The organism is Lentzea sp., assembly GCF_035525475.1.
Classification (GTDB): domain Bacteria; phylum Actinomycetota; class Actinomycetes; order Mycobacteriales; family Pseudonocardiaceae; genus Lentzea.
In genome coordinates, this window is the sequence record NZ_DATLEC010000142.1 from 1 (window position 1) to 12,785 (window position 12,785).

The following is a 12,785-nucleotide window of genomic DNA, read 5'->3' on the forward strand; positions in this document are numbered from 1 at the left end:
GTCACGACTCGTGACGAAACCACCCCACCACCGCGACGACCAAAGCAACAGCAAGCCGCCGAGAGCGACAGGCGTGCCATCAACCCGCGTGCGGCGTCGACCTGGTTTCAGATCAGATCGGCGGAGCCCCGCGCGGTGAACGGACCCGATCAGTCCTCGTCGTCATCCTCACGAGGAGCCTTGTAAGGGTCAGGCTCCCCAGCGGGAGAAGCCCCCACAGCCAGCCGAGCCACCTCGGCATCGGCAGCCTGAGCCCGAGCCAACAGCTCATCCATCTTCCGAGCCGTGTCAGGCACGGTGTCGGTCATGAACGTCAGGGTGGGCGTGAACCGCACCCCGGTCTGAGCCCCGACGAGGGACCGCAGAACACCCTTGGCCGACTCGAGGGCGGCAGCGGCCCCGGCGTAGTCGGGTTCGACGTCCAGCCGCTCACCCAGAACGGTGTAGTACACAGTCGCGTCGTGCAGATCCCCGGTCACCTTGGTGTCGGTGATCGTGACCCTGGCCAGACGCGGATCCTTGACCTCGTGCTCCAAAGCGGAGGCGACGATCTGCGAGATCCGCTTGGCGAGCTTGCGGGCACGTGCCGTGTCGGCCACGAGCCTCCCCTTCCTAGTCGTCCTCCGGTCCGACGAAACGCGTCCGGGCGGAGAGCAGTTCCAGTTCGGGACGTCCGGCGACCAGCCTTTCACAGCCGGCCAGAACGTCCCTGACGTGCTCCAGGTCGGCGGCCACCGCCGCCACGCCGATCAGCGACCGGCGGTGCAGGTCCAGATGACCTGCCTCGGAAACAGCGACCTCGAAGCGCCGGCGCAGTTCGGCCACCACGGGCCGGACCAGCGAGCGCTTCTCCTTCAACGAGTGGACGTCACCGAGCAGGACGTCCAATTCAAGAGCTCCCACGTACACGCGAAAGATCCTCCAGAAGAAAGGGGTGCGAAGCCACCGGTAAAGCGGCTCCGCACCCCCTCATCGACCGACTAGGCGCGCGGCTTCTCGCGCATCTCGAAGGTCTCGATGATGTCTTCCAGCTTGAGGTCGCTGTAGTTGCCGAGCGTGAGACCACACTCGAAACCTTCGCGGACCTCGGTGGCGTCGTCCTTGAACCGCTTGAGCGAGCTGATCGGGAGGTTCTCCGCGATCACCTTGCCGTCACGGAGCAGGCGAGCACGCGCGTTGCGGCGGATCTCGCCCGACAGGACCATGCAACCCGCGATCGTGCCGACCTTGGAGGACTTGAAGACGTCGCGGACCTCGGCGCGGCCGAGCTGGACCTCTTCGAACTCCGGTTTGAGGAGACCCTTGAGGGCCGCCTCGATCTCGTCGATCGCCTGGTAGATGACCGTGTAGTACCGGACGTCCACACCTTCGCGGTTCGCGAGTTCGGTCGCCTTGCCCTCGGCCCGGACGTTGAAGCCCAGGACGATGGCGGAACCGGCCACGGCGAGGTTGATGTCGCCTTCGGTGATGCCACCGACGCCGCGGTGGATCACGCGCAGCTCGACGTCGTCGCCGACCTCGATCTTCATGAGCGCGTCCTCGAGGGCCTCGACGGTACCCGAGTTGTCACCCTTGATGATCAAGGTGAGAGCGCTGGTTTCCTTCAGCGCGGCGTCCAGGTCTTCCAGGCTGACGCGCTTGCGCTTCGCCGCGTTGGCGGCGTTGCGGGTGCGGGCCTGACGACGCTCGGCGATCTGGCGGGCCACGCGGTCCTCGTCGACGACGAGGAACGAGTCACCTGCACGCGGCACCGAGGTCAGACCGATGACCTGCACCGGACGCGACGGGGTCGCGACGGTGACGTCATCGCCGTGCTCGTCGACCATGCGGCGGACGCGACCGTAAGCGTCACCCGCGACGATCGAGGAACCCACGCGCAGCGAACCGCGCTGGACGAGCACCGTGGCGACCGGACCGCGACCGCGGTCGAGGTGCGCCTCGATCGCGACACCCTGGGCCTCCATGTCCGGGTTGGCCCGGAGGTCCAGCGAGGCGTCGGCGGTCAACAGGATGGCCTCGAGGAGGCTGTCGATGTTGATGCCCTGCTTCGCGGAGATGTCGACGAACATCGTGTCGCCGCCATACTCCTCGGCGACCAGTCCGTACTCGGTCAGCTGCTGGCGGATCTTGGAGGGGTTCGCACCCTCCTTGTCGATCTTGTTGACCGCGACCACGATCGGCGCCTGAGCGGCCTGCGCGTGGTTGATCGCCTCGACCGTCTGCGGCATCACGCCGTCGTCAGCGGCGACGACGATGACCGCGATGTCGGTCGCGTTCGCACCACGAGCACGCATGGCGGTGAACGCCTCGTGACCCGGGGTGTCGATGAAGGTGATGAGCCGCGGGTTGCCCTCGAGCTCGGTCTGCACCTGGTACGCACCGATGTGCTGCGTGATGCCACCGGCCTCGCCCTCGGCCACCTTCGCCTTGCGGATGGTGTCGAGGAGTCGGGTCTTGCCGTGGTCGACGTGACCCATGACGGTCACGACCGGCGGACGGATCTGCAGGTCGTCCTCGTCACCGGCGTCCTCGCCGTAGGTGATGTCGAACGTCTCGAGCAGCTCGCGGTCCTCCTCCTCGGGGGACACGACCTGCACGACGTAGTTCATCTCGGAGCCGAGCAGCTCCAGGATCTCGTCGGACACCGACTGGGTCGCCGTGACCATCTCACCCAGGTGGAAGAGCACCTGGACGAGCGACGCCGGGTTGGCGTTGATCTTGTCGGCGAAGTCGGTCAGCGAGGCACCGCGCGGCAGGCGGATCGTCTCGCCACTGCCCTTGGGCAGGCGGACGCCACCGACCGAAGGCGCCTGCATGTTGTCCATGTACTCCTGGCGCTTCTGCCGCTTGGACTTGCGTCCACGACGCGCCGGACCACCCGGACGACCGAAGGCACCAGCGGTACCGCCGCGACCAGCGCCGCCGCCACCGGGACGACCGCGGAAACCGCCGCCACCACCGGCCGGAGCGCCGCCACCGGCACCGCCGCCGCCGGGACGGTAGCCACCGCCACCGGCACCGCCGCCACCGGGACGGAAGCCACCGCCACCGCCACCGCCGCCACCGGGACGGAAGCCACCGCCACCGCCGCCGGCACCGCCGCCTCCACCACGGAAGCCGCCGCCACCGCCGCCGCCCCCACCGGGACGACCGCCGCCACCGCCGCCACCACCGGGACGGCCACCGCCGCCACCGCCGGGACCAGGACGGTTACCGGCCGGACGGCCCGGCATCATGCCGGGGTTCGGCCGCGGGGGCATGTTGCCCGGGTTCGGGCGAGGACCACCCTGACCGGGGGCAGGACGAGGACCGCCCTGACCGGGGCCGGGACGGCCGCCACCCTGAGCGGCTGCCGGACGCTGGCCACCCTGGCCGGGCGCGCCGCCCGGACGGGGGCTGGCCGGACGCGGGTCACCGGGCTTCGGGCCGGACGGGCGATCGCCCTGCTCCGGACGCGGGCCGGGACGAGGACCCGGACGCGGCGAGGGAGCGTTGCCGCCACCGACGCCGAACGGGTTGTTGCCCGGACGCGGGGCACGCGGGCCTGCAGGCTTGGAAGACTGCGGGCGCGGCGGCACCACGGACGGGGACTGCCCACCAGCCGACGCGGCCGGAGCCTGCGGCTGCTGGGGCTGTTGCTGCTGGGGCTGTTGCTGCTGGGTCTGCTGCGGAGCCGGGCGCGGGCCCGGACGCGGGCCACCCGGCTTGCCGCCGGGAGCCTGAGCTGCCTTGGGGGCGGCCGGAGCCGACGCGGCGGGTGCCGGTGCGGCGGCCGGAGCCTCTGGCTGCTGAGCGGGTGCGGGCGCCGCCGCGGGAGCCGGGGCCTGCGCGGCAGGAGCTGCCGGAGCGGGCTTGGGCGCCGGGGGGCGCGGTGCCCCGGGCTTCGGGCCGGAGAAGGCCTTGGGCGCCGAGGGCTTGGAGTCGGATGCTGCCGGCTTGGGCTCCGCCGGTGCGGCGGGCGCCGCGGCAGCGGCGGGTGCGGGTGCCTTGGGCTTCGGAGCGGACGGCTTGGGGGCCGACGGCTTCGAGGACTTGGCTTCGTAGGCGTCACGGAGCCGCCGGGCCACGGGGGCCTCGACGGTCGACGACGCGGACTTCACGTATTCGCCCTGTTCGGCGAGCTTGTTCAGAACTTCCTTGCTCGTGACACCAAGCTCTTTTGCGAGCTCATGCACGCGGGCCTTACCTGCCACTGCTCTCCTAAGTCGTGAGGCCGGCGGGCAAGTCCCATCGACCTCGTCTTAACGTCGCGCGTTCATGTCTTCAGCTTCACGGCTGACTCATGACGGGTCGACCTGCTTCCTTGTTCCTGCTGACCACAGGGCTGTCCCGCGGTCGTGGTCTGCTCCACGTGCTCGCGCAACAAAGCGACGTCGAGCGCTCCCTGGACCTTGAAGGCCCGCGAGAACGCCCGTCGCCGCTCGGCGTTGCGGAGACATTCGAGATCGAAATGCAACCAAGCACCTCGACCAGGAAGTCGCCGACGGACGTCCGGAACCACCGAACCGTCCACCGCGACCACACGCAGCAGCTCGGATGGCAACGTCCGTGCGCGGCACCCGATGCACGTGCGAACAGGGCCGATGTGCTGGGAAACCGCTCCCGACGTTGAACCGTTGATAATTCTATCCCCTGGAGCTCATTCAGCCGAACCGGATGTGACCGCGTCGGCGGCCGGAGCCTCCGCGTCGCTGCGGATGTCGATGCGCCACCCGGTCAGGCGAGCGGCCAGACGGGCGTTCTGCCCCTCCTTGCCGATCGCCAGCGACAGCTGGAAGTCCGGCACCACGACGCGAGCCGTCTTGGCGCGCTCGTCGAGCACCCGTACGGACACAACCTTCGCAGGTGACAACGCATTCCCGACGAAAGTGGCCGGGTCGTCCGAGTGGTCGATGATGTCGATCTTCTCACCGCCGAGCTCGTGCATGACGTTGCGCACACGGGCGCCCATCGGGCCGATGCAGGCGCCCTTGGCGTTCACTCCGGCGACCGTCGTCTTCACCGCGATCTTCGAACGGTGACCTGCCTCACGTGCCACCGCGGGGATCTCCACGGTGCCGTCCGCGATCTCCGGGACCTCGAGGGCGAACAGCCGCCGGACGAGGTTCGGGTGCGTGCGCGAAAGAGCGATCTGCGGTCCGCGCGCGCCGCGGGACACGCTCACGACGTAGCACTTGATGCGCTCGCCGTGGTTGTACTGCTCACCCGGCACCTGCTCGGCCGGCGGCAGCACGCCTTCGGTGTCACCCACCTGGACGACGACCATGCCGCGGGCGTTCGCACGGGCGTCGCGCTGCACGACGCCCGCGATGATCTCGCCCTCCTTGGCGGCGAACTCGCCGAACGTGCGCTCGTGCTCGGCGTCGCGCAGGCGCTGCAGGATGACCTGGCGCGCGGTGGTGGCGGCGATGCGGCCGAAGCCCTCGGGAGTGTCGTCCCACTCCTCCCGCACCGCGCCGTCCGGCCCCAGGTCCTGCGCGATCACGCGCACGACACCGGTCTTGCGGTCGATCTCCACCTTCGAATGCGTGGCATGCCCATCGGTGTGCTTGTAGGCGGTCAGCAGTGCTGACTCGATCGCCTCCAGGACCGTCTCGAAGGGGATGTCCTTTTCACGTTCGATCGCCCTCAGGGCGGCGATGTCGACGTTCACCTCGGCTCCTCCTCCGGTGCTTTCCGAGTGAGCCGAGCCAGTTCCTCGACCGGCGGCTGCTTGAACTCGATCTCCATGACCGCGCGTTCGATGTGGCGGTACTCCACGCGCCGCAGCTCGCCCTGGTGCAGCAGCTCGACCCCGGTCTCGTCGCACTCGCCGACCCGGCCGAACCACTCGGCGGTGTCGGGCTGCTTGATCTTCACGAGACGCAGGTGCGCGCGCTTCCAGTGGCGCGGGCGGGTGAGCGGGCGGTCGACACCCGGCGAGGTGACCTCGAGGGTGTACGGCCCGTTGATGATGTGGTCGTGCTCGTCGAGTGCGGCGGAGACCACGCGGCTCGCCTCGGCGACCTCGTCGAGCCCGATGCCGTCCTCGCCGTCCACGACCACCTTGACCAGACGGCGGCGCCCAGCCTGATTCACGTCGAGCGCGTCGAGGTCGAAGCCTGCGGCTTCGAGAGCTTCCCGCACAACGGGTGCTAGCTGCGCGGAAAGCTCTCCGCGCGGCGGGCTGGACACGTGGTGTCTCCTTCAGTTCGAACGCATGGAAACCCCGACCGACGGTGTTTCGGCGGCCGTGGACGACCAGACTATCTCGTTCGCCGGGCTCCCACCGCGCCCCCACGTCCTCCCGGGGCTGCTGGCAACATGAGCCGTGTGATCTCCGAATCGGTCAGCCGCCGCCGTGTGCTGTTCGCGGTGGCCGCCGCACCGCTCGCCGTTGCGTGCACCGCAGAGCCCGCTCCGCCACCGCCGCCGGACCCGTTGTCGGCCCTCGCCGCACAGGCGCGTGCGGACGCCAAGCTGGCCCAGACGCTGACGACGCCCGCGGCCGCGGAGATCGCGAAGGCCCGTGAGACGCACGCCGCCCTGCTGCAGGCCGAGGTCGACCGCGAGCGCCCGCCGTTGTCGTCCACGGTCCCGCCCGCGCCCACCACACCGCCCACGCCACCGGACCCGCTGGCGGCCATGCGGACCGCGCTCGACGAGGCCGTCCGCGACGCCTCGGCCGTCGTGGCCTCGCTGCCCGCCTACCGCGCCGGTCTCGTGGGTTCGGTGGCGGCGGGTTGCGCCTCGCTGAGGGAGGTGCTCGCGTGAACGTGGACGCCGTCCAGACCGCGCTCGGGACCGAGCACGCGGCGTTGTGGACCCACGGCATGGTGTCGGCGTTCCTGGGCAGCCAGGCCGCCGCCGTCGCGGAGGGTGCGAACGCGCACCGGGCGCGGCGTGACGTGACCGAGCGCTGGCTGCGGGACCACGGCGCGACGCCGAACCCGCCCGCCGCGGCCTACCTGCCGCCGTCCCCCGTCTCGGACGGGCCCTCGGCGCTGGCGGCGCTCGTGGCCGTGGAGCAGGACACCTGTGCGGCGTGGCGGGGCGTGCTGGAGCGGACCGACGACTCGGGCCTGCGGACGTCGGCGCTGGAGTCGCTGACGGCGGCGGCGGTGCGGGCGACGCGGTGGCGCAAGGTCGCCGGCACGAACCCGGCATCGATCACGATGCCGGGCGTCGCCTCTGGCTAGTTCCCGGCGAACGCGGACGCGAGCCTGATCGCGTCCGCGGAGACCTTCTTCATCTCCTTGTTGTGCGCCAGGGCGTCGGCGCTCTTGACCGGCGAGTCCGACTCGACGATCACGACCTCCTGGTCGCGCTGCTCGGAGGCGTACCCGCCGTTGGCCAGCGTGGTCAGCGGCGGCACGCTGATGGCCTTGTCCAGGACGAGGTCCTTGACGTTGCCGGTGCCGTCCTTCTGGGTGAGCTCCCTGAGCTGCCGCGCCTCGTCCGCCGTGCGCATCTTCACCACGGACACCGACGAGTACACGACCCGTCCGTCAGGCAGTTTCGCCGTGTAGAACGCACGGGTCAGTTGCAGGCACGGCGTGGATTTCAGGAACGTCTGCGTCTGGCCGCTCGCGTGGGCGGCGCAGTCGCTGTCCTTCACCGGCTCCGGCAACTGCGCCACGGTGGTGAACTCGAACTCCCCCGCGGTCTTCTGCGGCTGGGAGATCGGCTGGTCCACCGGGTCCGACGGCTGCAACACCCACCACACGAAGCCCGACACCACCGCGACGCCGACGAGAGCCAGTGCCTTGCCCACCCACGTCGACTTGCGCGGGGGTGCGGGCGGCGGCGCGGGCTGGTGCCCCTGGCGGTGGTCCATGATCGACTGGAGCTTCATCAGCTCGTCGGCCGGGTAGAGCGGCGCGGTGTCGGTCGGCCTCGGTGGGAAGCGAGGCAGGTTCTGGGTCACCTCTTCAGGTGACTGATGTGGGTCCGACACAAGGACCAACGGTAACTGACGGCAGTCAGGCAAGCGCTTCGAGCACCCGGTCAACGTCCTCGACCGTGTTGTACATGTGACATGCGAACCGGGTACGACCTGCGCGAACCGAGGAGACGACGCCGGGAACGGGCGGCACGTCCACCGAGACGATCGCCGAACCGCTGGGCGGGAGCCCCAGTCCGGTGAGGAGCCGATCGGTCAGACCGACGCAGTGCGCGCGTACGGCGTCGAGGTCCAAAGAGGCCACCCACGGGAGGGCGACCGCCGCACCGACGTGGGAGAACCACGTGGGCGAGAGGTCGAACCGCCGCGCGTCCGGGCGAAGCAGCAGTTCGGTGCCGTAGTTCTCGCCGGTGCTGTACCAGTTCGCCGCCACCGGCCGCAGGAGGTCCATCCGGTCGGGACGGACCGCCATCCAGGCCGCACCGCGTGGGGACATCAGCCACTTGTACGCGACGCCGATGACGAAATCGGCCCATGCCAACGACAGCGGCATCCACCCGGCTGCCTGCGACACGTCCAGCAGCACCGGTTTGCCCGGCGCCCGCAACGCCTCGAGGTCCGCGATCGAGCCGTCCGCCGACTGGACCAGGCTCACTGCGACGAGGTCGCATTCGTCCACTGTGGACACGATCTGGTGTCCCGCCGCGACGAACGGCAGGGAGACGCTGGTGAACTCGCCGGGTTCGACGAAGATCTTCGACCCGGCCGGCAACGCCTGGGCGACCAGCGAGACGAACTGCGAGACCGTGGCGCCGCACGCGACCGAGGTCACGGGCACTCCGACGAGCTTGCCGAACGCCGCACGGGAGGTCTCGACGGCCTCGGTGAACGTGCCCGAGGTGTCCTGGCCGCGCCGCCACCGCACGTGGGCGGCCGCGACCGCGTCGGCGACGTGCCGCGGGGGCACGCCGATGGACGCCGTGTTCAGGTAACCGGGCTCGACGTCGAAGACGGCCCCGAAGGCCTCACGCATGCGCGAGCCGCTTGTCGCGCTTGCGGCGTGCGTAGACCTGCTTCCTCACCTTCGCGATCACGGCTCCATCCTGCCCGACGACGTCCGTGTCGAACCAGATCAGGGCCTTCGCACCGGACCCGGTCTGTTCCAGCACCTGCTCGACGTGCTCATCGGTCAGCCGGAACTCGGCGGTGACGGTGCCGCGGCCGGGCGTGACGAACTCGATCTCACCGGCCCGGTCCCACACCACGTGCTCACCTTTGAGCTGGTTGAACAGCAGCAACACCCAGAACGGGTCGGTCATCGCGAACAGCGAGCCGCCGAAGTGGGTGCCGAAGAAGTTGCGGTTCCACGGACGCAGACGCATCCGCACGCGCGCATACCGGTAGTCCGGCGAGATCTCCTCGACGCGGATGCCGGCGAACAGGAACGGCGGCCACAGGTTCATCCCGAGGCGCAGGCGGCTTGCCTTCATAAAAAACAGTGTTACACGACGTCTGCCGGCTCCTCCGACGACGGCGTGTGACGTGCGTCCTCCGCCGGGTCGTTCGTAAGATCCGGGTCATGCGCAGCGAGGAGATCCAGGTCCGCACCGGCTCCGAGGAGGTCGTCCACGACCTCACCCGGGAGTGCCAGCGGTTCATCGAGGAGGAGACCGGCGACGGCCTGCTGCACGTGTGGGTGCCGCACGCGACGGCCGGGGTCGCCATCATCGAGACGGGCGCGGGCAGCGACGACGACCTGTTGACCGCGTTGGAGCGCATCCTGCCCCGCGACGTGCGGTGGCGGCACAAGCACGGCACCCCCGGTCACGGCCGCGACCACGTGATGCCCGCGCTGGTCCCGCCGTACGCGACGATCCCGGTGCTGGGCGGTGTGCTGACGCTCGGCACCTGGCAGTCGATCTGCCTCGTCGACACCAATGTCGACAACCCCGTCCGCACGGTCCGCCTGAGCTTCCTCGCCGGCTAGGGCGCCGCTCCTGTCTCAGCTGGTGGGGCAACGCTCGACGACCCCAAAGGCTGTCAGACCCTCGGGGTACCGTTTGCCCGTGACGTACCCAGGTGGCGGACAGGGCGGCTGGAACGACCAGCAGGGCTGGGGCCAGCAGCAGGGGGACTCCCCCAGTGGGAACTCCCCCAGTGGGAACTACCCCAGCGGGAACTACCAGGGCGGCGGCTACCCGCAGTCGGGCGGCTTCCCCCAGCAGGGCCCACCCCCGCAGCAGGGCGGGTACACGCCGCAGGGCGGGTTCCCCCAGCAGGGCTACGGCGGGTACGGCGGCCTGGGCGTGTACGGCGGCTTCGACGACGAGCCGCCGAAGAACAAGAAGACGCTCTGGCTGGTGCTCGGCGCCGTGGTCCTGGTGCTGCTCGTCGGCGGCGGCCTGACCTGGTTCCTGCTGTCGGACTCGGGCGACGACCCGAACGCGCAGGGCGGCACCACCACGTCGTCCACGCCTGCGCCCACGTCCTCCTCGCAGCAGACCGACGCCGCCTGCCCGAAGAACGACGGCGCGCAGTGCGTGAAGACCTCCCTCGGCTACACCTACGAGGTCCCGAACACCTGGGACATCGTCGACGCCAGCATCCCGGTCGAGAAGTTCGACGGCGTCTCGCTGACCGGCGTCACCTCGTACGGCGACTACACGTGCGAGGGCAAGCCGTTCACCAAGGGCACCAACGGCGGCGCGTTGCTGCCGAAGGCCGACCTCAACCAGACCGCGGCGGACTTCACCAAGGCCATCTCGGCGCAGTTCTACTCGTCGGGCGGCGCCCCCAAGGTCGAGCTGACGCAGCCCAAGCCGGTGAAGATCCAGCACACCCAGAAGGACAACAAGAAGGTCGTCGTCGAGGGCGTGCAGGTCGACGCGACCGTCACCCAGTCCGGCAACAAGTGCCTGGCGAGCAAGGGAATGCTGAAGGTCGTCGTGCTCAACGGCAGCAGCAAGCTGCACGTGCTGGTCGTGAACGGCGACCTGGAGGGCGGCGGTGGCGGCACGACTCCGCCGCTGCTCAAGGAAGCAGACCTGCAGAAGATCGTCGACTCGCTGGTGCCGACGACCTAGTCATGCGAAACGCCGGGCAGGTTCACCTGCCCGGCGTTCTCGGCTGTCCGACTGTCCGCTAGCCCCGGACGACCTGGACCAGGTGCTCGACGACCTCGGCCACCGGCACGTCGGCGCGTTCACCGGACTTGCGGTCCTTGACCTCGACGACGCCGTCCTTGAGGCCGCGGCCGACCACCAGGATCGTCGGGATGCCCACGAGTTCGGCGTCCGCGAACTTCACGCCGGGGCTCGCCTTGCGGTCGTCCAGCAGCACCTTGAGGCCTGCGGCGCTGAGCTGCTTCGCGAAGTCCTCACCGGCCTGCGCGAGCGCCTCGTCCTTGCCGGCCACGACGACGTGGACGTCGGCGGGGGCGACGTTGCGGGGCCAGATCAGGCCGCGCTCGTCGTGCGACTGCTCGGCGATGGCCGCGACGAGACGCGAGACGCCGATGCCGTACGAGCCCATGGTGATGCGGACCGGCTTGGAGTCCGGGCCGAGGGCGTCGAGCGAGAACGCGTCCGCGTACTTGCGGCCCAGCTGGAAGATGTGACCGATCTCGATGCCGCGCGCGGCGACCAGCACGCCCTTGCCGTCCGGCGACGCGTCGCCCTCGCGGACCTCGGCGACGTCGATGACGCCGTCGGGCGTGAAGTCGCGGCCCGCCACGAGGTCGACGACGTGGTGGTCGGCCTTGTCCGCGCCCGTGACCCACGCGGTGCCCTTGACGACGCGGGGGTCGGCGAGGAAGCGGATGCCGTTCGCCTGGATGGCGCCCGGACCGATGTAGCCCTTGACCAGGAACGAGTTCTTGGCGAAGTCGGCCTCGTCGACCATCGCGACCTCGGCGGGCTCCATCGCGGCCTCGAGGCGCTTGAAGTCGACCTCCCGGTCGCCGGGGACGGCCACGGCGAGCAGCTCCCAGTCCTTGCCGGGGTGGCGGAGCTTCACCAGGACGTTCTTCAGCGTGTCGGCCGCGGTGAACTCGCGGTCGGTGTTCGCGTTGAGGAAGTCCACCAGCGTCTCGATGGTGGGCGTGTTCGGCGTGTGGTGCACCTGCGCGGCGGGCTTGTCGTCGATCGACTGCTCCGCGGGCACGGGCGTGGTGACGGCCTCGACGTTCGCCGCGGAGCCGGACTCCGTGCTGCGCACGAAGGTGTCCTCGCCCGTCTCGGCGACGGCGAGGAACTCCTCGGACGCCGAGCCGCCCATCGCACCGGACGTGGCCGACACGACGACGTACTCGAGGCCGAGGCGGTCGAAGATGCGGATGTAGGCGTCGCGGTGGTCCTGGTAGGACTTGCTCAGGCCCTCGTCGGTGAGGTCGAACGAGTACGAGTCCTTCATCAGGAACTCGCGGCCGCGCAGGATGCCCGCGCGGGGACGCGCCTCGTCGCGGTACTTGGTCTGGATCTGGTAGAGCGTGACCGGGTAGTCCTTGTAGGAGCTGTACTCACCCTTGACGGTGAGCGTGAAGAGCTCCTCGTGCGTGGGGCCGAGCAGGTAGTCGGCGCCCTTGCGGTCCTTGAGCCGGAAGATGTTGGGCCCGTACTCCTCCCACCGGTTGGTCGCCTCGTAGGGCTCCTTGGGCAGCAGGGCGGGGAACTGGATCTCCTGCGCGCCGAACGCGTCCATCTCCTCGCGGACGACGGCCTCGATGTTGCGCAGGACCCTGAGTCCCAGCGGCAGCCAGGAGTATCCGCCCGGCGCGACGCGGCGGACGTAGCCGGCGCGCACCAGCAGCTTGTGGCTGGGCACTTCGGCGTCGGCCGGGTCCTCGCGAAGAGTGCGCAGGAACAGCGACGACATCCTGGTGATCACGGTGGGTACTCCTCGTTCA

General features: G+C 69.9%; 14 protein-coding genes. 4 read left to right on the forward strand and 10 right to left on the reverse strand.

The annotated features are described in order from the left end of the window. Nucleotides 1-149: 149 nt before the first annotated feature. The 6 genes from rbfA to rimP all read right to left on the reverse strand — a co-directional run bounded on the left by rbfA (nt 150) and on the right by rimP (nt 6,174). A complete protein-coding gene (gene rbfA / locus VM306_RS23525) occupies nt 150-599 on the reverse strand; it encodes a 30S ribosome-binding factor RbfA (protein ID WP_325518646.1) in 450 nt (149 codons plus the stop codon). A gap of 13 nt (nt 600-612) precedes the next feature. Beyond that, nucleotides 613-909, reverse strand: coding sequence for a DUF503 domain-containing protein (locus VM306_RS23530; RefSeq protein ID WP_325518648.1), 297 nt, complete (start codon nt 907-909; stop codon nt 613-615). 71 nt (nt 910-980) lie between these two features. Then, the gene (gene infB, locus VM306_RS23535) at nt 981-4,193 is read right to left on the reverse strand and encodes a translation initiation factor IF-2 (protein ID WP_325518650.1); all 3,213 of its coding nucleotides are present in this window, start codon (nt 4,191-4,193) and stop codon (nt 981-983) included. 62 nt (nt 4,194-4,255) lie between these two features. Beyond that, complete coding sequence (locus tag VM306_RS23540) at nt 4,256-4,522, reverse strand: YlxR family protein (protein WP_325518652.1); 267 nt, start codon at nt 4,520-4,522, stop codon at nt 4,256-4,258. Between the two features lie 117 nt (nt 4,523-4,639). Continuing rightward, a complete protein-coding gene (nusA, locus tag VM306_RS23545; protein WP_325518654.1) occupies nt 4,640-5,653 on the reverse strand; it encodes a transcription termination factor NusA in 1,014 nt (337 codons plus the stop codon). After that, nucleotides 5,650-6,174, reverse strand: coding sequence for a ribosome maturation factor RimP (gene rimP, locus VM306_RS23550; RefSeq protein WP_325518656.1), 525 nt, complete (start codon nt 6,172-6,174; stop codon nt 5,650-5,652). Before rimP ends, nusA begins: the two co-directional genes overlap by 4 nt. 138 nt (nt 6,175-6,312) lie before the next feature. Between rimP and VM306_RS23555 the strand changes: the two genes are divergently transcribed. Next, complete coding sequence (locus VM306_RS23555) at nt 6,313-6,753, forward strand: hypothetical protein (protein WP_325518658.1); 441 nt, start codon at nt 6,313-6,315, stop codon at nt 6,751-6,753. Beyond that, nucleotides 6,750-7,178 carry a ferritin-like domain-containing protein gene (locus tag VM306_RS23560; protein ID WP_325518660.1) on the forward strand — a complete coding sequence of 143 codons (429 nt, stop codon included), beginning with the start codon at nt 6,750-6,752 and terminating at the stop codon, nt 7,176-7,178. Before VM306_RS23555 ends, VM306_RS23560 begins: the two co-directional genes overlap by 4 nt. Here VM306_RS23560 and VM306_RS23565 read toward each other — a convergent pair. Genes VM306_RS23565 through VM306_RS23575 form a run of 3 tightly spaced genes read right to left on the reverse strand, consistent with a single transcriptional unit; the run spans nt 7,175 to nt 9,372 of the window. Beyond that, nucleotides 7,175-7,906 (reverse strand): hypothetical protein, encoded by a 732-nt coding sequence (locus VM306_RS23565; RefSeq protein WP_325518662.1) that lies wholly within the window; start codon nt 7,904-7,906, stop codon nt 7,175-7,177. The genes VM306_RS23560 and VM306_RS23565 overlap by 4 nt on opposite strands. Nucleotides 7,907-7,961: 55 nt before the next feature. Further along, the gene (locus VM306_RS23570) at nt 7,962-8,915 is read right to left on the reverse strand and encodes an aminotransferase class V-fold PLP-dependent enzyme (RefSeq protein ID WP_325518664.1); all 954 of its coding nucleotides are present in this window, start codon (nt 8,913-8,915) and stop codon (nt 7,962-7,964) included. Then, nucleotides 8,908-9,372 carry a DUF4442 domain-containing protein gene (locus VM306_RS23575; RefSeq protein WP_325518666.1) on the reverse strand — a complete coding sequence of 155 codons (465 nt, stop codon included), beginning with the start codon at nt 9,370-9,372 and terminating at the stop codon, nt 8,908-8,910. The genes VM306_RS23570 and VM306_RS23575 overlap by 8 nt, the downstream gene beginning before the upstream one ends. An 89-nt stretch (nt 9,373-9,461) precedes the next feature. Between VM306_RS23575 and VM306_RS23580 the strand changes: the two genes are divergently transcribed. Together VM306_RS23580 and VM306_RS23585 are read left to right on the forward strand one after the other, a co-directional pair. Further along, nucleotides 9,462-9,869, forward strand: coding sequence for a secondary thiamine-phosphate synthase enzyme YjbQ (locus VM306_RS23580; protein WP_325518668.1), 408 nt, complete (start codon nt 9,462-9,464; stop codon nt 9,867-9,869). A gap of 79 nt (nt 9,870-9,948) precedes the next feature. Continuing rightward, nucleotides 9,949-10,965: a hypothetical protein gene (locus VM306_RS23585; protein WP_325518670.1), complete on the forward strand. Its 1,017-nt coding sequence runs from the start codon at nt 9,949-9,951 to the stop codon at nt 10,963-10,965. 58 nt (nt 10,966-11,023) lie between these two features. Here VM306_RS23585 and VM306_RS23590 read toward each other — a convergent pair whose 3' ends face one another. Further along, nucleotides 11,024-12,766: a proline--tRNA ligase gene (locus VM306_RS23590; RefSeq protein ID WP_325518672.1), complete on the reverse strand. Its 1,743-nt coding sequence runs from the start codon at nt 12,764-12,766 to the stop codon at nt 11,024-11,026. Nucleotides 12,767-12,785 lie beyond the last annotated feature (19 nt).